The organism is Agrobacterium sp. 5Ca50, assembly GCF_055381905.1.
This window is the reverse complement of sequence record NZ_AP026438.1, coordinates 810430-834181: the sequence shown is the minus strand read 5'-3', so window position 1 is coordinate 834181 and position 23752 is coordinate 810430. Positions and strand designations below refer to the sequence as shown.

Sequence of the window (23752 nt, the reverse complement as noted above, 5' to 3'; positions counted from 1 at the left end):
CTGTGGATTGATGGGGACAACATAAAATGTGATCGCCCAAATCCCCCTGAAATGCGGCTGTTTGGCAGTGTTGCAACTATGTCATTGACTGTCCCGGCCGGTACCGCCACATCGTTAAGTGAGCGTGTGTGCCAAGCTGGATGTACCAACGCGATAATTAATGCATTTGCGTCTGCTGCTTTCCGAAACCCGCACCCCGGTTTTCGGATGGCTGTGTTAGCGCACATGAGACGCAGATACAGGGAGACCATTAGACAATGAATGATGCAGCACGAAAGATCGCCCCGGTCTCCCCGGCCGAACCGCATTACCGCGAAGCGCCAAACAACATTGAAGCCGAACAGGCCCTTCTGGGTGCTATTCTCGTCAATAATGACGCCTATTATCGCGTTTCGGACTTTCTGAAGCCGGTTCATCTGTATGAACCGCTGCACCGCAAGATCTTCGAAGTCGCCGGCGACATCATTCGCATGGGCAAGACTGCCAACCCGGTCACGATCAAGACCTTTCTACCGTCTGATGACAAGGTGGGTGATCTGACCGTTGCGCAGTACCTCGCACGTCTTGCTGCCGAAGCCGTGACCATCATCAACGCGGAAGACTACGGCCGCGCGATCTATGATCTGGCGCTGCGCCGCGCGCTGATCCAGATTGGTGAGGATGTCGTCAACATTGCCTATGACGCGCCGCTCGACATGCCGCCGCAGACGCAGATTGAAGATACCGAGCGCCGCCTGTTCGAGCTGGCGGAAACCGGCCGTTATGACGGTGGCTTCCAGTCATTCAATGACGCGGTTTCGCTGGCCATCGACATGGCCGGCCAGGCGTTTGAACGTGACGGCAACCTGTCGGGCATTTCCACTGGCATCCACTCGCTGGATGGCCGTATGGGCGGTTTGCAGCGTTCTGACCTTATCGTACTTGCGGGTCGTCCGGGTATGGGCAAGACCTCGCTTGCCACCAACATTGCCTACAATATCGCCGCTGCCTACGAGCAGGAAATCCAGCCGGATGGCTCCTTCAAGGCCAAGAACGGCGGCGTCGTCGGTTTCTACTCACTCGAAATGTCGTCCGAACAGCTGGCAACCCGTATCATTTCCGAGCAGACAGAAGTGTCATCCTCAAAAATCCGCCGTGGTGAAATCACCGAAGCCGATTTCGAAAAGCTGGTTGCCTGCAGCCAGATGATGCAAAAGGTTCCGCTTTATATCGACCAGACCGGTGGTATCTCCATTGCCCAGCTGTCGGCACGTGCGCGTCGCCTCAAGCGCCAGCGCGGCCTTGATTGCCTGGTAGTCGACTATATTCAGCTGATGACCGGCTCCGGCAAAAGCGGTGAAAACCGCGTGCAGGAAATCACCCAAATCACCACGGGCCTGAAGGCGCTGGGCAAGGAACTGAACGTTCCGATCATCGCGCTGTCACAGCTGTCCCGTCAGGTGGAAAGCCGCGAAGACAAACGCCCACAGCTCTCTGACCTTCGTGAATCTGGTTCGATCGAGCAGGACGCCGACGTTGTGCTGTTCGTGTTCCGTGAGGAATATTACGTCAAGAACATGGAACCGCGTGATCCGGATGATCCGAAATATGCGGAGTGGGAAGCACTGTTCGACAAGGTGAAGGGCACAGCAGACGTGATTATCGCCAAGCAGCGTCACGGACCGACCGGCACCGTTAAACTCGCCTTCCAGTCGGAATTCACCCGCTTTGCGGATTTGGCCGACCCATCCTTCAGCCAGTACGAAGAACACTGATACGAAACGCCCCGCTTTTCAACGGGGCGTTTTGTTTCAATGTCTTGAGCTGGCGCTCTCAGAAACTGATTCCGAATATCGGGGGACACGCTCTCATTCTGCTTTAACGCCTGAGGGCAAAGCGATGACCTGATCCTGTCGCCGGATACTGCTCTGGCGATGGGTGATCGCTATGATCGTCATGTCGGCATCGACCTTGCGCAACTGGTCCATGATCTCGCGTTCGGTTTCATCATCAAGGGCAGAGCTTGCCTCATCCAGCAACAGAATGACCGGCTCTGCATAAAGCGCCCGTGCAATGGCAATGCGCTGGCGCTCCCCTCCCGACAGCTTCAAGCCACGCTCACCCACCCTGGTTTCGAACTTTTGTGGCATGGCCTCGATACGCTCAATGATCGCCGCACGCTCGGTTGAACGGCGCAGCCGCGCCTCGTCATAGGGTCGTCCCAGAACAATGTTAGCGGTAAGAGTGTCATTGAGCAGTTGCACCTCCTGAGGCACGATACCAACCGCAGAAAACCAGTCATCTCGGTCGATAGTCCCAATATCGCGGCCATCGATACGGATATGCCCCTTTTGCGGCAGCATGGTTTTTTGCAGCAGCTTGAACAGGGTCGATTTTCCCGAACCGGTTTCGCCGGTGATAAAGGTGAGCCGTCCGGGCGAAGCACGGAACGAGACATTTTCAACACCACGTCCATTTTCATAGCGGAAACCGACATCCTCAAATTCGATTACGCCCTGCGACAGAACCAGTCCGGCCTCCCCGCCCGCCCTTTGCTCTTCTGGTGCATTCCACATGCGGGCAAAGGGCGCAAAACGGGCAAGCGCCCTTACTGTTTCATTGATCGACTGGCCAATCAGTTCAAACGGCACATTCAGCTGCAACAACAGCATGTTGAAGAGCACGATGTCACCCACGGACAGTTGCCCTTGCTCATAGCGTGGCAAAAGCAGGTAGAAGGTGATGATGAATTGCAGAGCCAACGCCAGCGAAATCATTGCCACGAACACGATACGACGCAGCGAATACAGCCGCCAATTGTCGTAGATCGAACCTGCACTTTCGGCAAAGCGTGCCTTCATCCATTCCGTACTGGCGGTGTGCCGCAAAGGTTCGATCATGCTGATGGCATTACCGACAAAACCGGCATTCTGCTGTCCGGCATCAATGGCCTTTTCGAGAAAAGGACCGGTGATGCGATTGGACACCAGTGTCAGGCCGATAAAGATCGCACCGTAGAGACATACGATCAGCAGCACATCAAAACTGATGACCGCGCCCAGCATCAGCGTTGCAAACAGGAAAGCCGAAATACCAGGCAAAAACGAAATGAACATCATCTGCATGAAGATGGATGTTGCCGATGCGCCTTGCGTTTGCGCCGCCTGGATTTCGGCCGGATTGTGATCGGTAAAAAACGATGGCGGTTTGTTGATGATACGCTCGAAGAAACCGGTCGCAGCGATGTAATCCAGCCGTTCAGAATGAATGACGGCCATATATTGCGTGCAGCGCTGCACGCCCATGGCACCGGCTGTCAGCAGCGCATAAAAGGTAAAGGCCAGCATCCAGCGGGCCGGCGTATCCGGCAGATCGTCCACCAGCCGTGAAAAGACATAAGGGCCTGTGACAGCCAGTATCGATCCGGCAAGGATGGTCACGACAAGAAGGGAAATCGACAGCCGGGCATTCTTCCAGTAGTCAGCATAAATGCGAAGAAGCGGCCCGATTGCGGCCCTGTAGTTATTCCGCATAAACGGCACTCCCCAGGTTGAGACAACTCAAGGTGAATAACCGCAGTAAAGGTCGCGGGCGGGCATTTCAACCCGCAGCAGCCTCAGGCGAGGTTTTCAAAAACCGATTGAACGCAGGACTGCGACCGTTGCCACGCCAGCAAAAGCTGCAGGCAAAAGTGACAGGCGAAGTGCGGCAACGGCCGTTACCAGACAGGCAATGCTTTCCGCCGTACCGGTTGACAAGGCGGTTGGCGTCACAACAGCCATCAGCACCGCTGGTGGCACCGATGACAGTGCCTTTTTCATGCGTGGGCCGGGATTGGTGTAGCGGACCAGCAGCAAACCGCCCATACGGGTGCTTACCGTTGCCACCATCATCGCAAGGATGGCAAAAAATGTTGATGTATCAAGGCTCATGCCGGTTGCTCCGCATCAGCCTTGTTCTCATCCGACAAAGTTTCCGTCCGCCCAAAGGCTGCAACTGCCAGCCCGGCAAGCGCGCCCGTGGCAATGTACCAGGCACCGGGAATGTAGAGGTGTGTCAACCATGAGGTCAGTGCACTGGCCAGCAGCACAAGTCCGGTTTCGGTGCCTTTCCAAAACCCCATCAGCAACACGATGAACACCGCGGGAAAGGCAAAGTCGAGGCCGATCACCGTCATGTCGCCCATGACCGAACCAAGCAATGCGCCGGCGAGTGTCGAGACATTCCAGACGGCGTAGATCGACAGCGCAGCACTGGCAAAAAAAGCCGGTGTCAGCCTAGCCGTCATCGCACGGAATTCGGACAACGCCCAGGATTCGTCCGTCAGTACCAGCATGGCGGCATATTTACGCCAGCCGTTGAACCCATCCAGCTTCGAGGCGATGGACGCACTCATCAGCACGTGGCGCAGATTGACCAACAGAGCGGCAAAACCGAGCGCCAGCCAGCTTGCCGGATGGGTCCATAAATCCATTGCCACGAACTGCGAGCCGCCGGCAAAGACAAACAGCGACATCAGGCAGGCCTCGAGTGCCGACAGACCCTTTGAAACCGCGACCGCACCAAACACCACGCCAATCGGTACCATCGCCACCAAAAGCGGCGCTGCGGCCCGCAACCCCGCCAGCACGTCACCCGACTTCACTATCTTTGCCATCACCATCTCCGATATCCTGGGAGATGGCAGGTAGAGAAGGATGATGGGTGCGTCTTGAACAAAAGTGATGGGGACAGAGAACAGCACGGAACCGTTGCCAGACGATTTGGTCTCAGGCAGCGCGGAACTGACCCGGTGTAATGCCGGTGCGCGCCTTGAAGTGGCGAGTGAAATGCGCCTGATCGGCAAATCCGCATTCCAGTGCCACAGAGGCGGGATTATCGCCAAGCCGCAGCAAACGACGCGCCTTGCGAATACGCACATCCGTCAGATAGGCGTGCGGCGTGATGTAGAATTCCTTGCGAAACGCCCGGATCAAATGGGCGCGGCTGAGCCCGGCAATGGCCGCTAGTTGTTCCAACCCGATGTCGATCTCGCAATTGTCGGTGAGATAATCCCTTACCCGGTAAACCGCTGTACGTTCGCGCGTTTCCACCGGCAGGATGATCGTGCTGCCGTGGCGACGAAATAGTTCTGCCAGTACGCTGAACATACCTTCATCGGCCTCCAGCGCACCGGACTTCTGCTCGAGTCGCTGATGGGCAATCTGGAACGCGGCAGCCATTTGCGGGTCTTTTGGCAAAAAGCGCGGGAAAGACGGCGTGCCATGAAACGCCCTGCCCGTCACGTCCTCAATCACCTCCTGCAACAACTCCATGTCGGGATAGATCATCCGGTAGCGATAACCTTCACCTCCCGGTGCACCATCATGGATCTGGCCGGGATTGATCAGGTAAAGATTGCCGGGACCAGTCTGCTCTCGGGTGCCATTGATCGTCGATATCTGCGAGCCGGATTCGATGGCGCCAATGCTGAAGGTCTCATGCGCGTGCGGGGAATATTCATGCGTCAGGAAAGTCGCGCTCAGGCACTCCATATGCCGGAACCGCCTGTCGCGCCAGAAACGCGTGGTTTCCGTCGTGGCAAGCGGCATATCGTCAAGGGCCTGTTTCTGCGAAACGCTGTGCATAGTGAAAGAATAAAGCAATCCGTCATTACCGTCTTGAACAAAAGTGATAGGCTTTGGCTCAAATAGTTTTTGAGCAGCATTGCGAGACAGCATGACCGATTTCGACGATAGCCTTTCCGATTATGACGAATTCGAGCATGCGCCGCTGCGGCTGACTGTTGATCTCGGTGCACTGGCGGATAACTGGCGCGACATGAAAAAACGCTCCGGCAAGGCGCGGACCGCCGCCGTGGTCAAGGCTGACGCCTATGGCATGGGTATCGAAGATTGCGGCACCACGCTGTACCATGCCGGGGCGCGGGACTTTTTCGTGGCAACCGTTGCCGAAGGCGTGACACTGCGTCCGCACGCTCCGGAAGCACGTATCTTCGTGCTGTCAGGCATCTGGCCAGGACAGGAAGCGCATTTCTTCAACAATGATCTTGTGCCTGTCGTCGCGTCGGAAGAGCAGTTGGCTTTTTGGATGTCGACGCTTGCCGAACGGGGTGATCATCCCTTCGCCCTTCATGTCGATACCGGCTTCAACCGTCTTGGATTGCCGCTGGATGAGGCGCTGTTTCTGGCTGACGATATCTCGCGGCCAGCCAGCTTCGACCCGGTTCTCGTGCTATCGCACCTCGCATCGGCGGACACGCCCACTTCCGCCATGAACAAGGCACAGCTTGAATCATTCCGTAAGGTTAGCGCTGCTTTCGAAGGTGTCGAATCAAGCCTTTCAGCTTCTGCTGGAATATTTTTGGGTCCAGACTATCACTTCGATCTGACCCGTCCCGGCATCGCGCTTTACGGCGGCGAAGCCGTCAATGACGTGGATAATCCGATGCGCCCGGTCGCCAAGGCGGAAGCGCGCATCATTCAGGTGCGTGAAGCCGGTGAAGGACAGACCGTCAGCTACGGTGGCACTTTCCTGCTCAAGCGCGCCAGCCGCCTTGCCATAGCATCAGTCGGTTATGCCGACGGTTATCAGCGTTCGCTTTCCGGTTCCGGCATTCCTTTGAGGGAAATGGGTTATGGCGGCGCCTATGGTTTCATCAACGGCCACCGGGTCCCGGTTGCCGGTCGCGTGACCATGGACCTCACCATTTTCGATGTCACCGATGTGCCCGAAAATGCCGTGCGCGCTGGAGATTACATTGAACTGTTCGGCCCCAATGTACCGGTGGATGAGGTCGCGCGTGCGGCAGGAACCATCGGCTATGAAATGCTGACCGGCCTTGGTCTGCGTTATGAGCGGCAGTATTTGTTCGACGGCGAATAATTAAAACCGCACCGCCTTTAAACAACAGGCTTGCAAAGCCGACGGCAGGCGTTTATCCCGGCATTAAGTTCTTTATTTGTTCTCATTCAAGATACTGCCGGGAGCCACAACCGCATGGCCAAGACCAAAACCCAATTCGTGTGCCAGAACTGTGGCACGGTGCACACCCGCTGGGTTGGCAAGTGTGAAGGTTGCGGTGAGTGGAACACCATCATTGAAGATGACCTGATGGGTGGCATCGGCTCAGGGCCGGGCAAAACACCCAAGAAAGGTCGTCCGGTCGCTTTGACTGCACTATCAGGGGAATCGGAAGAAGCGCCGCGCATTGCAACCGGCATGGACGAGTTGGACCGCGCAACCGGTGGCGGTTTCGTCCGTGGCTCGGCAGTGTTGATCGGTGGCGATCCCGGTATCGGCAAATCGACGCTGCTGATGCAGGCCGCCGCAGCCCTGTCGCGACGCGGCCAGCGTATTATTTATGTCTCGGGTGAAGAGGCCGTGGCACAGGTTCGTCTGCGTGCGCAGCGTCTGGGCGCGGCACAAACCGACGTGCTGCTGGCGGCAGAAACAAATGTCGAAGATATTCTGGCAACCATTTCCGAAGGCAAGCGCCCGGATCTGGTGATTATCGATTCTATCCAAACCCTGTGGAGCGACACGGCCGATTCGGCACCCGGTACAGTCACCCAAGTGCGTACCGGCGTACAGGCGATGATCCGTTTTGCCAAACAGACCGGTGCCGCCATGGTGCTTGTTGGCCATGTGACCAAGGAAGGCCAGATTGCCGGTCCGCGTGTTGTTGAACACATGGTGGATGCGGTGCTTTATTTTGAAGGCGACCGCGGTCACCACTACCGGATCTTGCGGACGGTGAAGAACCGTTTCGGACCGACGGATGAAATCGGCGTGTTCGAAATGTCCGACAAGGGACTGCGGGAAGTTTCCAATCCATCTGAGCTTTTTCTGGGTGAACGCAACGCAAAAGCCCCGGGCGCTGCGGTTTTTGCCGGCATGGAAGGCACCCGCCCTGTGCTGGTTGAAGTGCAGGCGCTGGTGGCAGCCACGTCTCTCGGCACCCCGCGCCGCGCCGTAGTCGGTTGGGATTCGTCACGCCTTGCGATGATATTGGCGGTGCTGGAAGCCCATTGCGGGGTGCGACTTGGTCAGCACGATGTGTACCTGAATGTCGCTGGCGGTTACCGCATCTCGGAACCGGCCGCCGACATGGCTGTGGCTTCCGCACTGGTTTCGTCGCTTGCCGGTCTTGCCCTTCCGGCCGATTGTGTTTATTTCGGCGAAGTCAGCCTGTCAGGAGCGGTAAGACCCGTTTCGCACACGGTGCAGCGGTTAAAGGAAGCGGAAAAACTGGGCTTTACCCAGGCACTGCTTCCGACAGCATCGGCGGAATTGCCTAAAACCGGCAACGGCCGATGGGCAGAAATTGAAAGCCTGCCGGATCTCGTTGCGCGCATCGCAGGTTCCGCCAACCGCTTCAAACAGGTTGAGGAAGATGAATATTGATCCTTTCGCTGGCTAAGCCTGTGGTGTAAGAGGATCGCAAACAGGCAAGACGGTGCTTTGATAAAGCCCCGCGACCTTTGGAGCTGGTATATGCCCATCACGATTTTCGACGGTATTGTTCTCGCCGTTGTACTTTTCTCAGCCGTTCTGGCCATGGTGCGCGGTTTTTCCCGCGAAGTTCTGTCCATAGCAAGCTGGGTTGGTTCGGCTGCTGCCGCCTACTATCTCTACCCGGTTCTGGTGCCTTACGCCAACAACTACACCAATGACCACCGCATCGCGATTGCCGGTTCGGCAGGTGTGGTCTTTCTTGTTGCGCTGATCGTTATTTCGTTCATCACGTCCAAGATTGCCGACTTCATCATCGACAGCCGCATCGGCGCGCTGGACCGCACGCTTGGCTTCCTGTTCGGTGTGGCCCGCGGCCTTCTGCTGCTGGTCGTTGCACTGGCATTCTGGAACTGGCTGGTTGACGTCAAGATCCAGCCGACATGGATGACCCAGGCCAAGTCCAAGCCATTCCTCGACATGCTGGTGCAGAAGCTGGAAGCTGTGCTGCCAAGCAACATCGAGCCGGAAGTTCTAGACCGCATCATGGGCCGTAATCAGGACGCGACGACGGAACAGGCGCCTTCTGAAGAGGCCCCTGCAACCAACGCACCGGCAACAAACAATTGACACTGTGTTGCGTCTTGCGTGATACGCAAGACGCCTTACATGTGGTATGGTTTTTTCAATAGAGCAGTAACGGACCTTCCCGGAGAAAGATTTCACCGGTCAGGTCTTTGTTTTTTGGGCGCATGACTTTCAAATCCACGACTATTTGAAGGTTGGGCGAAGATCAAAATATTACAGTACCTCGAACGCTTGATGACATGAAGCACGGTACTGTAGGGAGCAAAGGCAAGACGCATGAACCAGCCGCTTTCGCATTCCACGATCAAAGATGTTATCGATGGCGACACGCTGCATGAAGAGTGTGGCGTGTTTGGCATTTTGGGGCATGAGGACGCAGCTACGCTGACCGCTCTTGGCCTGCATGCCTTGCAGCATCGTGGACAGGAAGCCGCCGGTATCGTTTCCTTCGACGGCAAGCGCTTCCATCAGGAACGCCACATGGGTCTGGTCGGTGATCATTATACCGACCCTGCAACCCTCTCCCGCCTGCCCGGCCATATCGCCATTGGTCACACTCGTTATTCCACGACCGGCGAAGTGGCGATGCGCAACGTGCAGCCGCTGTTTGCCGAACTGGAAGAAGGCGGCATTTCGATTGCCCATAACGGCAACTTCACCAACGGCCTGACCCTGCGTCGCCAGATCATCGCTACTGGCGCAATCTGCCAGTCGACCTCCGATACCGAAGTTGTGCTGCACCTAATCGCCCGTTCGCGCCACAGTTCAACATCCGACCGTTTCATCGACGCAATCCGTCAGATGGAAGGCGGTTATTCGATGCTGGCCATGACACGCACCAAGCTGATTGCCGCACGCGACCCCACCGGTATCCGCCCGCTGGTCATGGGTGAACTGGACGGCAAGCCGATCTTCTGTTCGGAAACCTGTGCGCTCGACATTATCGGCGCCAAGTTCGTGCGCGATGTTGAAAACGGCGAAGTGATCATTTGCGAAGTGCAGCCGGATGGTTCGGTGACTATCGACGCCCGCAAGCCAAGCAAACCGCAGCCAGAACGCCTGTGCCTGTTCGAATATGTATATTTTGCACGCCCTGACTCCGTGGTTGGCGGCCGCAACGTTTACACCACCCGCAAAAACATGGGTATGAACCTTGCCAAGGAAGCCCCGGTCGAAGGTGATGTCGTTGTGCCTGTGCCGGATGGCGGCACGCCTGCAGCGCTTGGTTTTGCCCAGCAGAGCGGCATTCCGTTTGAATACGGCATCATCCGTAACCACTATGTTGGTCGCACCTTCATCGAGCCTACCCAGCAGATTCGCGCTTTCGGCGTCAAGCTGAAGCACTCTGCCAACCGCGCAATGATTGAAGGCAAGCGCGTTGTGCTGGTCGACGATTCCATCGTTCGTGGCACGACCTCTGTAAAAATCGTCCAGATGATCCGCGAAGCAGGCGCCAAGGAAGTTCATATCCGTGTTGCCAGCCCGATGATCTTCCATCCGGACTTCTACGGCATCGACACGCCTGACGCCGACAAGCTGCTGGCAAACCAGTACGCCAATGTCGATGACATGGCGAAGTTCATCGGTGTGGATTCGCTAGCCTTCCTGTCGATCAACGGCCTGTACCGCGCCGTTGGTGGTGAGGACCGCAACAATGCGCGTCCGCAATTCACCGATCATTACTTCACGGGCGATTACCCGACCCGCCTTCTCGACCAGAACGGCGAGGCCATGGGCAGTAAGATATCTATGCTGGCCAGCAACGGCTGATAAACCAAGCTTTACCCCGCGCCCACTGCGCGGGCTTTTTGTTTGTGGCAGTTGCTTTGCGACCTTCTGGCCTATTGCCGCCCATGTCGCTTCCTCATAAGACGGCAGTCACAGACTGATTTACTCTTCGGGGGAGACACATGACCATCGACCTTACTGGCCGGATCGCACTGGTAACTGGTGCTTCACGCGGCATCGGCTACTTCACCGCACTGGAACTGGCAAAAGCTGGCGCACACGTCATCGCCTGCGCCCGTACTGTTGGCGGTCTTGAGGAGTTGGACGATGCCATCCAGGCCGCAGGCGGCTCGGCCACGCTGGTGCCGTTCGATCTCGCCGACATGAACGCAATCGATGGTCTTGGCGCCTCCATTAACGAACGCTGGGGCAAGCTTGATATTCTGGTGGCCAATGCCGGTGTGCTGGGTGTGATTTCCCCCATCGGCCATATCGAGGCGAAAGTCTTCGAAAAGGTCATGAACATCAACGTCACCTCGACCTGGCGTCTGATCCGTTCGGTGGAGCCGCTGCTCATCAAATCTGATGCTGGTCGCGCCATCCTGCTGTCGTCGGGCGTTGCCCATTCCTGTCGCCCGTTCTGGAGCGCCTACTCCGCCTCCAAGGCTGCGGTGGAAGCGCTCGGCCGCACATGGGCTGCAGAAACGCAGAAGACTGCGCTACGCATCAACTGCGTCAATCCCGGTGCGACACGCACTGCCATGCGCGCGCAGGCGGTTCCGGGCGAAGATCCGTCGACGCTGCCGACACCGTCCGATGTTGCAAAGGCCCTGCTGCCATTGCTGGCACCTGAACAGACCGAAACCGGCAAGCTGTTTTCTGTGCGTGACAACAAGTTCCTGGACTACCATCTGCCGGAATAAGACCTGCCAAAACATGCCTCCCAAGTAGACACCTGTTCTGGGAGGCATGACACCGCAGCAAGGTTGCAGGCTCTTGACCAAATCTATCGGGCGCGCCATAAGGCTGACCATGAAAATGGCGCCCTTCAACCATGGTTTTGATACGGTTTGCGACATCGACGCGAAGATCATTCTTGATGTTCGCGGCGCACGATGTTCCTGTTCAGACCGCTAAGCGCATTTTGTGCAGGCACCTGCACAGTCACGTCACTCAAAGCACGTTATCTAGTCTCCAAACCGGCCCGGCTGTTTCGCATCTTCTCAACGGCAAGATGACAAACGCACCCGCGCCCGTTACGGTTCTGTTCGGGAGAAATTGAAATGAACCTGAAATTTTACAATACCCTGACCCGCGAAAAGGCTGCATTTGCGCCTATCGATGAACAGAACGTGCGCATGTATGTCTGCGGCCCAACCGTGTATGACTTTGCCCACATTGGCAATGCGCGGCCAGTAATCGTGTTTGACGTGCTCTTCCGTGTGCTGCGCCATGTGTATGGTGAAGGCCATGTCACCTATGCCCGCAACATCACCGACGTCGACGACAAGATCAATGCGCGTGCATTGCGTGACTACCCTCACCTGCCGCTCAATGACGCCATTCATGCGGTTACCCAGAAGACCGCAGAGCAGTTCCATCAGGATGTTGCTGCACTTGGCAATCTCGAGCCCACCATCGAGCCGCGTGCGACCGACAATATCGCCCAGATGATCGATATCATCGAAAAGCTGATTGCCCGTGGCCATGCCTACAATGCTAGCGGTGAAGTACTTTTCGACACCCATTCGATGAGCGATTACGGTCAGTTGTCCAAGCGACCGCTGGATGAGCAGCAGGCTGGCGCCCGCGTTGCCGTCGATGCTCACAAAAAACATCCGTCCGATTTCGTTTTGTGGAAGCTGTCCAACGATAACGAACCCGGCTGGGAAAGCCCGTGGGGTCGTGGTCGTCCGGGCTGGCACATTGAGTGCTCGGCAATGTCCGGCCGTTACCTCGGCGACGTTTTCGATATTCACGGCGGCGGTCTCGACCTGATTTTCCCGCACCATGAAAACGAGATCGCCCAGTCGCGTTGTGCGCATGGCACGCATGTGATGGCCAATATGTGGATGCATAACGGCTTCGTGCAGGTTGAAGGCCGCAAGATGTCCAAATCTGACGGCAACTTCTTCACCATCTACGAATTGCTGCATACCGACCGCTTTGGCGAGCGGCAATGGCCGGGCGAGGTTTTGCGCCTCGCCATGCTGATGACCCATTACCGCGAGCCGATCGACTTCTCGGTCAAGCGACTGGAAGAGGCCGAACGATTGCTGGCGAAGTGGCCAGCGGCTGAGCCGGGCGATGCCACACCTGACACAACGGTTCTGGATGCGCTTGCCGATGACCTGAATACGGTTGCTGCCATACAGGCGTTGCATGCGTTGGCGCAGGCCGCCAACGCCGACCCGTCCAAGATGGCGGTCTTTGCTGCCAGTGCGGCCCTTCTCGGTGTCTTACCAAAGAAGGCGGAAGTGGATGAAGCCGTTGCCGCAGCTATCGATTCGCTGGTGGAACTGCGCCTTGAAATGCTGAAAGCCAAGAACTTTACTGAAGCGGATCGCATTCGTGACGAGCTTGCTGAAAAGGGCATTCAGCTCAAGGACGGCAAGGACAAGGAAACCGGCGAACGGGTGACGACCTGGGAATTGAAGCGGTAACAGCGCCTTCCCTGTCCGGCTCTATCTTCAATAGATCATCGCTCTGAAGGGCGATGATCGGTACTAAATGAAACTTAAACTGCAACGAGGATCGACCGTCCTGCGTTTCTGGAACAACGATGTCCTGCAGGATATCGACAATGTTAGCCTTCATATTTTGCGGATGATAGAAGGAAGCCAGCCATGACGATTTACACCGGTGGATGCCAGTGTGGCGCGATACGTTTTCGTGCCGATGGTGACCTGAAAGACAGCTCCATCTGCCATTGCCGCATGTGCCAGAAGGCATTTGGCGCTTATTATGCGCCGCTGGTGTCGGTGCGAAAGGCGAACTTCAGCTGGACGCGAGGTGAACCGAAACGGTTCCACTCATCCGATGTGGTGAAGCGCGGATTTTGTGCCGACTGCGGCACACCCCTGACTTATGAAGCACCTGATGGCATGGCCATTGCCGCCGGTGCCTTCGATAATCCGTCCCTGCTGCCGCCTGTTATCCAGTGGGGTGTCGAAAACAAGGTTGGCTTTGTGGACGATCTGCACCGCCTGCCTGCCGTTGCGACCGAGGAAGATTTGACCTCTGTGGATTATCTGGTCAATCTGACCTCTTACCAACACCCTGATCACGACACGACAAATTGGCCAGACACAAAAGCATGACCACGCAAGATCCACGCATGAAAATGCCCACATGGCTGCTCTATGGGTTAATTGCCAAGGGCGCTTTGATTGTGATCGTGATTGGTGCGGTCATGACCTATGTAGTCCTGAAGTAAGCAAAGGCGCATCATGCAAGAAAGCGGATTTTCCGGTGGCTGCCAGTGCGGCGCAGTGCGGTTTCATGCGGGCAAGATCGGACGACCATCGATCTGCCATTGCCGCATGTGCCAGAAACAGTTTGGCAATTTTTTCGGTGCGCTTGTCAGCGCCGATCAGGCCCATCTGACATGGACACGTGGGCAGCCAAAGCTGTTCAGGTCTTCTGCCAAAATCCACCGTGGCTTCTGCGAAAAATGCGGCACGCCCCTGACCTATCATTACCCCGGCGGTGTAGAACTGGCCATCGGCGCGTTCGACACGCCAGAGGTGCTGGAGCCGCAGGTTCAGGTCAATTTTGAACATCGCATGCCATGGATCGACCATCTTTTTGAAAAACCGTCGATCCAGCAGAGCGTGGATGAAGCCACCATCATTTCTTTCCAGCACCCCGACCATGACACAGCAGTCTGGCCGCCAGAGGACTAAGCATGAGCAATGACCTTCGTACCCTCTATCCCGAGATCGAGCCCTATGCGACTGGCATGCTGGATGTCGGTGACGGGCATACGATCTACTGGGAACGGGTCGGCACACCGGGCGCGAAACCGGCGGTGTTCCTGCATGGCGGCCCAGGCGGCGGCGTCAACGCCATGCAGCGGCGTATCTTCGACCCGGCGCTCTACGATGTCGTTCTGTTTGACCAGCGCGGCTGTGGCCGCTCCACGCCACACGCCCATCTGGAAGCCAATACGACCTGGCACCTTGTTAATGACATCGAGCGTCTGCGTGCGATGGTCGGTGTCGATACATGGCTGGTGGTCGGTGGCTCATGGGGGTCAACACTGGCGCTTGCCTATGCCGAAACCCATCCAGACCGCGTTAGTGAATTGGTCCTGCGTGGCATCTACACTGTAACCAAGCCGGAGATGGATTGGTATTATCAGTTCGGCGTCTCGGAAATGTATCCCGATCGCTGGGAAAAATTCATTGCGCCCATTCCAGAACATGAACGTGACGACCTGATGCTGGCCTATCATCGTTACCTGACTGGCGACGACGAGGCCAAGAAGCTGGAATGCGCCAAGGCCTGGAGCCAGTGGGAAGGTGCCACCATATGCCTGCTGCCCAGCGACGATCTTCTGGCCAAACATGGTGACGATACATTTGCGATCGCCTTTGCGCGCCTGGAGAACCACTATTTCGTCAACAACTGCTGGCTTGAAGAAGAGCAGCTGTTGCGGAATGCCCACAGGCTCAAAGACATTCCGGGCGTCATCGCACATGGCCGTTACGACATGCCCTGCCCGCTGAAATATGCCTGGCAACTGGCAAAGGCATGGCCGAAGGCGGAGCTTCATGTCATCGAAGGTGCGGGACACGCACTGTCAGAACCGGGCATTCTGGATCGCACCATCCGCGCCCTTGACCAATTTGCCGGCAAATAACGGCCTGAGCGTCCGTCAGCACGGTGAAGCTTTGCTGATCGATGGTTCACTGAAATGAATTGGCTTATTCTGCGGGACTGGACTATTGCGTTCTCAATAAAAAAATCCGGCAGGAAACCCCAATGGAAATCGAACGCATCACCCCCGCTGCACCACGCAGCGAAAGCACGCGCGGATTCAGCCTTGCGCTGAGCGCCTATCTTCTGTGGGGTATTTTGCCGCTCTACATCAAGGCAGTGGCGCATATCTCACCAGCAGAAGTGCTGGCCCACCGGGTTCTCTGGTCCATTCCCATTGCGGCCGTCGTGCTGATTGTGCTGGGCCAGACCAAGGACCTCAAGGCGGCCTTTCGGTCGCCGCGCACCATTCTGCTTGCCTGCATGACGGCAACGCTGATCACCATCAACTGGGGCATTTATGTCTGGGCGATTGGTGCCGGCCACGCGATCGATGCGGCCCTAGGTTACTTCATCAACCCGCTGTTCAGCATCTTTCTCGGCGCGGTGCTGCTGAAAGAACGTCTGCTTCCCCTGCAAATCGCCGCCATTTCTCTTGCCGCGGTCGCAGTGGTCATCCTGACCTGGGATGCTGGCACCATGCCGTGGGTCGCGCTTGGCCTGACATGTTCTTGGGGTTTTTACGGCTTCTTCCGCAAGACACTGCCGGTTGGCGCCAATCAGGGCTTTTTGCTCGAGGTTCTGCTGCTCAGCCCGGCTGCCATTGGCTACATGATCTATCTTGGCGTGACAGGCAGCGGCCATTTCCTGGCCGATAGCTCCAGTGACACGATCCTGCTTCTGGTTGCTGGTGCCGTGACGGCCATACCGCTGATGCTTTACGGAAATGGCGCCAAGCTGCTGCAGCTTTCGACCATCGGCATTATGCAATATATCGCGCCGACCATCGTCTTCCTGATTGCGGTGTTCCTGTTCAACGAACATTTCAGCACGGCCAAACTGGTGTCGTTCTGCCTGATCTGGACTGCATTGGTGATTTACACATTCGCCATGCTGCGGCAGCTCAAAGGCCGCTAAAGCATGAGACTTTCCTGTCTTCCACGAGGCAGGAAAGTCATTTTTGTACAGTGCTTGTTATAGCTGGGAGATAACCGAGCTATCGCCATCCGGATTGGCCTGTGCCGTTGCCCGTTCAATGATAGCCGGAACGATATCCTTGATTTCGTCAATCACCAGCGGGTTCAGCATATGGGCCCGGTGAATGAACCCTTCGTCGCGCATGTGGCGAATAAGCTCCAGCATGGGATTCCAGAAACCGTTGATATTAGCAAAGACCATCGGTTTGGCGTGACGGCCAAGTTGCGCCCAGGTCATGATCTCCACGATCTCTTCCAAAGTGCCAACACCGCCCGGCAAGGTGACGAACGCGTCTGAGCGTTCAAACATCTTGTGTTTGCGTTCATGCATGTCCTTGGTGACGATCAGCTCGTTCAATTGTCCGAGAGAATGGCGGGTCGCCTCCATGTCGACAAGAAACTCCGGTATGATACCGGTCACTTCGCCACCATTGGAGAGTACGCCGCTTGCAACGGCGCCCATGATGCCCTTTGTGCCGCCGCCATAAACGAGGCGAAGACCGTTGTCGGCTATAGCTTTTCCAAGCGCGCGACCGGCTTCCAAATAGGCCGGATCACGACCGGGTTGAGAGCCGCAATATACGCAGATGGATCGAATCGAATGTTTTTCACTGGTCATGGACCGAAGGAACAATGCCTTTCGTCATCCGTCAAGAAAATATGGGTGAATGAATTGCCCGAAAACGCTGTTTTCCCTTGCAAACGCTTGTGTATAGGGGTGGAAAAAGCTAGCAATTCCGATTGATAGAAAAGAGACATATCCGGAGACTCAAAGGATGAAAAACAAACGGGCCGGCCTACTGGCGCTTATCGTGCTCGCGGTAGCGACGTTGCTCATGGTGTTCTTTGTGCTTCCACGGATATCGCAGGACGGCAAGCCGATTGGCGATGCCATCAACAATGCGGGCACTGCCGTCAAGGATGCCGTCGAATTGGGCGGCCAGAGTGCGTCCGATATTCTTAACGATGCAGCAGAAGAAACCTCCAAGGTTGCCGACAAGGTTGCACGCCTTGCGGCCTCTGCAACGGATTCTATCAACCAGATGACCGGCCTGTTTGCCAATGGCGCCATCCCGTCTGATGCAGACTACGCCACAGCCCGCACCAAGGTCGAAGCTGCCCTCAAGGAGCTGTCTGACGTCGATATTCCCGAGACGCTGGATGACACGACATCCAAACTGATCACCACGGCGCGTGCAGCAGCCGAGCGTGCTGGCACGTTCCTGCGTCAACTGCCAGTCAGCGCCAAGGATGCTGCCGCACAGATCGGTCGTCTGGCTGGTATTTTTGCAGGTACCGATGATGGCGCACCTGTCGCACCGGCATCTGGCCCTGCTGCGGCACCGGCAGATAACCAGAAGTCTTCCAATGACCTTCCGGTGTTTGACGTGCTGCGCGTTGAGCCGGATGGCTCTGCCGTTATCGCCGGCAAGGCCAAGGTCGGTTCGGTACTCGAAATTCTCAACAATGGTCAGGTCATCTCCAAGGCCGACATCGGGCAGAGCGGAGACTTTGCGGCCGTTCTCGACAATCCGCTGCCTCCTGGCGACCATCAACTGATCCTGCGCAGCACAGACAAGGACGGAAAGGTTCTGCAGTCTGATGAAATCGCCACGGTCTCTGTTCCGAAAGACAAGGCAGGTAACCTGCTGGCCATGGTCACCAAGCCAGGCGAAGCAAGCCGCTTGCTGACACTGCCGGAGCAGACACCGGCAGCAAACGTACCGGCCACCCCTGCCACGGGCGAAGCGGCAACACCAGTTGAAACCGCGGCCCTGCCCGGCCTTCCTGCCGGCTCCGACGAAGTTGCAGCACAGCCACCTGCAATTAACGGAACAGCGCCAACCGATGCAGGCACAAGCGAGAAGGCAGCCATTCAGGTTACCGCAGTTGAATTCGAAGGCGACAAGATTTTCGTTGCCGGTTCGGCTCCTGCCGGTTCTACCATCCGAGCACTGGTGGATGACAAGGAAATTGGCACCACAACCACGCTGGCGTCTGGCAGCTTTGTCGTTGAAGGCACGATTGATCTCAGCGTCGGCAACCACACCGTCAGCACCGAAATGCTTGACAGCACCGGCAAGGTTTTGGTGCGCGTCAATGTTCCATTTGCACGCCCGGCAGGCGAACAGGTTGCCGTAACGGTACAGCCCGGCGCTGCTGCGGCCACCAGCACAGCCGCTGCCGAAAGCCCACTCAGCGATGTTTCGGTGTTCAAGAACCTGCGCGAAGAAGTCGCCAAGGCATTCGGTCTGTTGCAGGCGCTATATGCTGACGGCAAGACACCGCAGATGGAACAGATGGTTGCGGCCCGTTCCGCCACCTCGTTTGCACTGAAGTCCCTGTCGGAGTTCCGTGCGGCCGCCTCTGCAGAAGCAGGTTTTGCAGCCTTTGTTGGCACAACGGCAAACCGCGCCAGCGAAATTGCTGCTGTTCTCGACAAGCTGCCGAATGACGTAAGAGCCGTCGGCAATGCCCTTGAAAGCCTTGCCGCCCGCATTGCCGAACTGACCTCCGAGCCGGTTCCACAGAGCAATGAAGGCCCCAAGACATTTGAGCAGGCACCGCTTGCCCACAATGAAAATGCCGTCATCATTCGCCGGGGTGATACGCTGTGGCAGATTTCCCGCCGCGTTTACGGACAGGGCGTTCGTTACACCACGATCTACCTTGCCAACCAGGACCAGATCAAAAACCCTGACCTGATTGAGCCCGGCCAGATTTTCGGCCTGCCTGACAAGGCACTGCCGAATGCAGAAGAACTGCACCGCAAGCGTTTGACCGGTGGCTAAGGGCGGTAAAATCCTCCGGTAGGATTGCAATCGTCAAGTTCAGCACTTATTTCGCAATCAACGGCGGCTATCACAGCCGCCGTTATGCTGTCGGCCTCTCGGCAGTGGTCGGAGCCAGAACATGCAGCAAGACAAGAAAAAAACCATCTCCGCGGATTCCAGCAATCCGCTGAACACACTGGTGAACCTGTGGCCCTATATGTGGCCGCATGGCAGAACTGATCTCAAGATGCGAGTGGTCTGGGCCACATTGTTTCTTGTTGCTGCCAAGCTGGTTTTGATCCTTGTTCCCTATTTCTTCAAATGGGCAACAGATGCGCTGAATGGCAAACAGGATGCGACCAGCCTGTTGCCGGTATTTCTGCTGGGGGCGGTCGCTCTCGTCATCGCCTATAATTTTACCCGTCTGTTACAGGTTGGCCTCAACCAGTTGCGCGATACGCTGTTTGCCAGCGTTGGCCAGCACGCGGTGCGCCAACTTGCCTACAAGACCTTCGTGCACATGCACCAGTTGTCCCTGCGCTTCCATCTGGAGCGCAAGACAGGTGGCCTGTCGCGTATCATCGAGCGCGGCACCAAGGGCATTGAAACTATTGTCCGGTTCACGATCCTCAACACCGCCCCAACCTTTATCGAATTTCTGCTGACCGCCGTCATCCTGTGGTGGACCTATGGCTTTACCTATGTGCTGGTAACAGTCATCACGGTATGTACCTATGTGTGGTTCACGGTGAAGGCCAGCGACTGGCGCATTGGCATTCGCCGTTCGATGAATGATAGCGATACGGACGCCAATACCAAGGCCATCGATTCACTTCTCAATTTTGAGACCGTCAAATATTTCGGCAATGAAGACATGGAAGCCAACCGTTTCGACGGCGCGATGGCGCGGTATGAAAAATCCGCGACCGCCATCTGGACGTCGCTTGGCTGGCTGAACTTCGGCCAGGGCGTCATCTTCGGCATCGGCTCTATGGTGATGATGGTCATGTCGGCACTGGCCGTACAGCGTGGCGAACAGAGCATTGGTGACTTCGTGTTTATCAACGCGCTATTGTTGCAGCTTTCCGTGCCGTTGAACTTCATCGGCTTCGTCTACCGCGAAATCCGTCAAGGCCTGACCGACATCGAGCAGATGTTTGATTTGCTGGAAGTGGAAGCAGAAGTTACCGATGCCCCACATGCCAGGGAGCTGATTATCGGCAGCGGTGCGATTTCCTTCAAGGACGTCCATTTTGCCTACGACCCTGACCGTCCGATCCTCAAGGGCATTTCGTTTGACGTACCGGCTGGCAAGACAATAGCGATTGTTGGTCCTTCAGGTGCCGGTAAATCGACCATTTCGCGGCTTCTCTATCGCTTCTACGATATTCAGGATGGCACGATCACCATTGATGGGCAGGAAATCCGTGACGTGACGCAGAAGAGCCTGCGCTCTGTCATTGGTATCGTACCGCAGGACACCGTGTTGTTTAACGATACAATTGCCTACAACATCCGTTACGGCCGCACGTCTGCCGCTGACAGCGATGTGAAGGCTGCTTCTGACGCCGCGCAGATCAGCGGCTTTATCGAACGCTTGCCACAGGGTTACGAGACAATGGTGGGCGAACGCGGCCTGAAACTGTCAGGCGGTGAAAAGCAGCGTGTTGCCATTGCCAGAACCATACTCAAGGCTCCACCTGTCCTCATTCTTGACGAGGCAACATCGGCGCTCGACACCAATACCGAACAGGAAATCCAGAGTGCACTGGATATCGTCTCGAAAAACCGCACGACACTTGTCATTGCGCACCGCCTGTCCACCGTCATTCATGCGGATGAGATCATCGTGCTGAAGGATGGTTGCATCGTTGAGCGCGGAACACATCCCCACCTTATCGCGGCCCATGGCCTTTACGCATCGATGTGGGATCGCCAGCGCGAAGCAAGCCGTGCCGAAGAGCGCTTGCGTCAGGTGCGCGAGACCGACGATCTCGGCATTGTCGACCGGGGAACACCGGCACACTGAACCACCTTGCGGCAGCAATATGGCCTATGCCGAAGCTGCCGCATGTCTTTATCCTTAAACCGGGAAACCACTTTTGGGAGACATGCGGTAATTTGCGACATGGGGAGATAATCCCTATTATCCCCTTATTATCGCAGGCAGAGCACACACAAACCGTTGATGCTTTGGTCTGACGCATTGCCCATCCGGCCTTTTGCCTGTAGTCAGCATAGGTCTGGTTTGGCGCGCACGTTGGAAACAATCGATGCTTCCGGGCGGCATGCAAGAAATATAAAAATCGGAGAAAAATACCTATGAACCTGTTCGATACCATTCGTAACACCATCGTACCGATCCATAAGGAAGGTTACGTTTTCGTCGCTGCCTTTTTCGTGGCGTCGCTGGTGCTAGGCTGGATTGCCGAGCCGCTGTTCTGGGTTGGTCTGGTTTTGACCCTGTGGTGCGCCTACTTCTTCCGCGACCCTGAGCGCGTCACACCGCAGGATGATGACCTCGTCATCAGCCCGGCAGACGGCAAGGTTTCCGCAATCCAGATGGTTGTTCCACCGCATGAACTGGAGCTTGGCAAAGAGCCGATGCTGCGCATCTCGGTGTTCATGAACGTCTTTAACTGCCACGTGAACCGTGCACCGGTTCGTGGCCGTATCGTCAACATTGCCTACCGTCCGGGCCTCTTCCTCAACGCTGAAGCCGACAAGGCCAGCGAAGACAACGAGCGCAACGGTCTGGTTATCGAAACCCGTCACGGCCAGATCGGCGTCGTGCAGGTTGCTGGCATGGTTGCCCGTCGTATCGTCTGCTGGGTCAAGCCAAACGAGCCTGTAGATGCCGGTGAGCGTTTTGGCCTTATCCGCTTTGGTTCGCGTCTTGACGTATTCCTGCCAGCCGGCACCGAGCCGCGCGTGTCTGTCGGCCAAACCGCCATTGCCGGTGAAACGGTTCTCGCTGAATTTGCCGCGACCAAGGGTCCAGTCATCAGCCGCCGCAACTGACGGATAACCGCAAGGACGCCTTCATGCAAACCCCTACCCCCGCAGAACCGGCACCGAACGGCAAACATGAGAATGGGCAGGACAATGCCCGTGGGCCACGCCTGCGGGAAATCCCCATGCGGCTGGTCATTCCCAATCTGATCACGGTACTGGCGATTTGTGCGGGGCTTAGCGGTGTCAGGCTTGCCTTCGAAAACCGCTTTGAGTTGGCAGTCGGCATGGTTCTGCTGGCCGCGTTCCTCGATGGTATCGACGGACGTGTGGCCCGCATGATGAAGGCGACCTCCAAGTTCGGCGCTCAGATGGATTCGCTGGCCGATATCGTCAATTTTGGTGTTGCGCCGGCGCTTGTACTCTACGCCTTCATGCTGGATCAGGCCCGCAGCTTCGGCTGGATTGCCGCCCTGATCTACGTCATCGCCGCTGGCCTTAGACTGGCACGTTTCAACGTGATGATTGAACGTGAAATCAAGGCACCATGGCAGAATGAATTCTTTGTCGGTGTCCCAGCCCCGATGGGCGCGCTTTTGGTATTGCTGCCGGTCTATCTCGGTTTTCTCGGCATGCCGCCAACGGCGCCCTTTTCCTATGTTGCCAGCGCTTACACAGTTTTGATTGGTTATCTGTTGATCAGCCGCCTTCCGGTATGGTCTGGCAAATCCGAAACCCGTATTCGCCGCGACATCGTTCTGCCGCTGATGCTGATCGTCGTGCTCTATGTTGCATTGTTGATGAGCTTTACCTGGGAAGTGCTGGCGGTGACCGTTGCAGCCTATCTCCTCTTCCTGCCGTTCAGCGCCCGCGTCTGGCACAAGCGCTATGGCACGCTGACAATCGAAGAGGACAGTCACGGCGATAGCGGTGACGGCCTAGATCGCGGTATCTGAGAGAAAACAGGTACCTCTGATTGAAGATTGGCAGCATCCGCGCACGATTTGTCGCAGGCTGCAATCTTCAATTGATTTGTAATCGCCTCGAATTTGTCATGATTGGTCATGAAACAACACGGCAACGAATCTGCCAAATATCAAGACCATGGACTATTCGAGGAGAGAGACAATGAGTGAAAACAAGACTGCCAACCCGACGCCGAAACCTGATCTGAACAGCCACTACAAGCCACTGGGTCTGAAAGCTGTTGCCGCCGCATCGATGATGCAGAAGAGCAAGCCAGCCCAAGCACCGGCCAAAAAGGCCTGATTGATCCGCAGGAATACCGGCTCACTCTTGTGAGCCAGCATCTTTTCCTGC

At 56.5% G+C, this 23752-nt stretch carries 21 protein-coding genes and 1 pseudogene; 17 read left to right on the top strand and 5 right to left on the bottom strand.

Annotated features, from left to right (window positions below; translation table 11 throughout):
* Window positions 1–257: 257 nt before the first annotated feature.
* Complete coding sequence (locus ACZ5FM_RS04005; protein ID WP_192487425.1) at window positions 258–1754, top strand: replicative DNA helicase; 1497 nt, start codon at window positions 258–260, stop codon at window positions 1752–1754.
* A 93-nt stretch (window positions 1755–1847) separates the two neighbouring features.
* Here ACZ5FM_RS04005 and ACZ5FM_RS04000 read toward each other — a convergent pair whose 3' ends face one another.
* The 4 genes from ACZ5FM_RS04000 to ACZ5FM_RS03985 form a co-directional block, all read right to left on the bottom strand.
* Window positions 1848–3512: an ABC transporter ATP-binding protein gene (locus ACZ5FM_RS04000; RefSeq protein WP_464039787.1), complete on the bottom strand. Its 1665-nt coding sequence runs from the start codon at window positions 3510–3512 to the stop codon at window positions 1848–1850.
* Between the two features lie 96 nt (window positions 3513–3608).
* Window positions 3609–3911 carry an AzlD family protein gene (locus ACZ5FM_RS03995; protein ID WP_192487423.1) on the bottom strand — a complete coding sequence of 101 codons (303 nt, stop codon included), beginning with the start codon at window positions 3909–3911 and terminating at the stop codon, window positions 3609–3611.
* Window positions 3908–4636: an AzlC family ABC transporter permease gene (locus ACZ5FM_RS03990; RefSeq protein WP_464039786.1), complete on the bottom strand. Its 729-nt coding sequence runs from the start codon at window positions 4634–4636 to the stop codon at window positions 3908–3910. The genes ACZ5FM_RS03995 and ACZ5FM_RS03990 overlap by 4 nt, the downstream gene beginning before the upstream one ends.
* Window positions 4637–4748: 112 nt before the next feature.
* Window positions 4749–5570: an AraC family transcriptional regulator gene (locus tag ACZ5FM_RS03985; protein ID WP_275641385.1), complete on the bottom strand. Its 822-nt coding sequence runs from the start codon at window positions 5568–5570 to the stop codon at window positions 4749–4751.
* 127 nt (window positions 5571–5697) lie between these two features.
* Between ACZ5FM_RS03985 and alr the strand changes: the two genes are divergently transcribed.
* The 11 genes from alr to rarD all read left to right on the top strand — a co-directional run bounded on the left by alr (window position 5698) and on the right by rarD (window position 16647).
* Window positions 5698–6864, top strand: coding sequence for an alanine racemase (gene alr, locus ACZ5FM_RS03980; protein WP_464039785.1), 1167 nt, complete (start codon window positions 5698–5700; stop codon window positions 6862–6864).
* 114 nt (window positions 6865–6978) lie between these two features.
* On the top strand, window positions 6979–8385 hold the full coding sequence (gene radA / locus ACZ5FM_RS03975; protein WP_192487420.1) for a DNA repair protein RadA: 1407 nt from the start codon (window positions 6979–6981) through the stop codon (window positions 8383–8385).
* A gap of 90 nt (window positions 8386–8475) precedes the next feature.
* Window positions 8476–9063, top strand: a complete 588-nt coding sequence (locus ACZ5FM_RS03970; RefSeq protein ID WP_192487419.1) for a CvpA family protein — start codon at window positions 8476–8478, stop codon at window positions 9061–9063.
* Window positions 9064–9297: 234 nt separating this feature from the next.
* Window positions 9298–10791 carry an amidophosphoribosyltransferase gene (gene purF / locus ACZ5FM_RS03965; RefSeq protein WP_464039784.1) on the top strand — a complete coding sequence of 498 codons (1494 nt, stop codon included), beginning with the start codon at window positions 9298–9300 and terminating at the stop codon, window positions 10789–10791.
* 140 nt (window positions 10792–10931) lie between these two features.
* Window positions 10932–11672, top strand: a complete 741-nt coding sequence (locus tag ACZ5FM_RS03960) for an SDR family NAD(P)-dependent oxidoreductase (RefSeq protein WP_250982965.1) — start codon at window positions 10932–10934, stop codon at window positions 11670–11672.
* 360 nt (window positions 11673–12032) lie between these two features.
* Window positions 12033–13412 carry a cysteine--tRNA ligase gene (gene cysS / locus ACZ5FM_RS03955; RefSeq protein WP_464039783.1) on the top strand — a complete coding sequence of 460 codons (1380 nt, stop codon included), beginning with the start codon at window positions 12033–12035 and terminating at the stop codon, window positions 13410–13412.
* A gap of 67 nt (window positions 13413–13479) precedes the next feature.
* A complete protein-coding gene (locus tag ACZ5FM_RS03950; RefSeq protein WP_464039781.1) occupies window positions 13480–13599 on the top strand; it encodes a DUF559 domain-containing protein in 120 nt (39 codons plus the stop codon).
* Window positions 13596–14069 (top strand): GFA family protein, encoded by a 474-nt coding sequence (locus ACZ5FM_RS03945; protein WP_464039780.1) that lies wholly within the window; start codon window positions 13596–13598, stop codon window positions 14067–14069. The genes ACZ5FM_RS03950 and ACZ5FM_RS03945 overlap by 4 nt, the downstream gene beginning before the upstream one ends.
* Before the next feature lie 129 nt (window positions 14070–14198).
* A complete protein-coding gene (locus tag ACZ5FM_RS03940) occupies window positions 14199–14654 on the top strand; it encodes a GFA family protein (protein ID WP_464039778.1) in 456 nt (151 codons plus the stop codon).
* A 2-nt stretch (window positions 14655–14656) separates the two neighbouring features.
* The gene (gene pip / locus ACZ5FM_RS03935; RefSeq protein WP_464039777.1) at window positions 14657–15613 is read left to right on the top strand and encodes a prolyl aminopeptidase; all 957 of its coding nucleotides are present in this window, start codon (window positions 14657–14659) and stop codon (window positions 15611–15613) included.
* 122 nt (window positions 15614–15735) lie between these two features.
* Window positions 15736–16647, top strand: a complete 912-nt coding sequence (gene rarD / locus ACZ5FM_RS03930) for an EamA family transporter RarD (RefSeq protein WP_464039776.1) — start codon at window positions 15736–15738, stop codon at window positions 16645–16647.
* Window positions 16648–16704: 57 nt separating this feature from the next.
* Here the strand turns inward: rarD and ACZ5FM_RS03925 are convergent, their stop codons facing one another.
* Window positions 16705–17325: an LOG family protein gene (locus ACZ5FM_RS03925; RefSeq protein WP_464039775.1), complete on the bottom strand. Its 621-nt coding sequence runs from the start codon at window positions 17323–17325 to the stop codon at window positions 16705–16707.
* Window positions 17326–17482: 157 nt separating this feature from the next.
* On the opposite strand from ACZ5FM_RS03925, the gene ACZ5FM_RS03920 reads away from it, so the two are divergent.
* The 5 genes and pseudogenes from ACZ5FM_RS03920 to ACZ5FM_RS03900 all read left to right on the top strand — a co-directional run bounded on the left by ACZ5FM_RS03920 (window position 17483) and on the right by ACZ5FM_RS03900 (window position 23701).
* Window positions 17483–19498, top strand: coding sequence for a LysM peptidoglycan-binding domain-containing protein (locus ACZ5FM_RS03920; RefSeq protein WP_464039774.1), 2016 nt, complete (start codon window positions 17483–17485; stop codon window positions 19496–19498).
* A gap of 121 nt (window positions 19499–19619) precedes the next feature.
* On the top strand, window positions 19620–21509 hold the full coding sequence (locus ACZ5FM_RS03915; RefSeq protein WP_464039773.1) for an ABCB family ABC transporter ATP-binding protein/permease: 1890 nt from the start codon (window positions 19620–19622) through the stop codon (window positions 21507–21509).
* 284 nt (window positions 21510–21793) lie between these two features.
* Window positions 21794–22501, top strand: a pseudogene (locus ACZ5FM_RS03910) (phosphatidylserine decarboxylase); the annotation flags it as partial.
* Window positions 22502–22524: 23 nt separating this feature from the next.
* Window positions 22525–23388 (top strand): CDP-diacylglycerol--serine O-phosphatidyltransferase, encoded by an 864-nt coding sequence (pssA, locus tag ACZ5FM_RS03905; protein ID WP_275640788.1) that lies wholly within the window; start codon window positions 22525–22527, stop codon window positions 23386–23388.
* 172 nt (window positions 23389–23560) lie between these two features.
* Window positions 23561–23701 carry a hypothetical protein gene (locus ACZ5FM_RS03900; protein ID WP_250982974.1) on the top strand — a complete coding sequence of 47 codons (141 nt, stop codon included), beginning with the start codon at window positions 23561–23563 and terminating at the stop codon, window positions 23699–23701.
* Window positions 23702–23752: the final 51 nt, after the last annotated feature.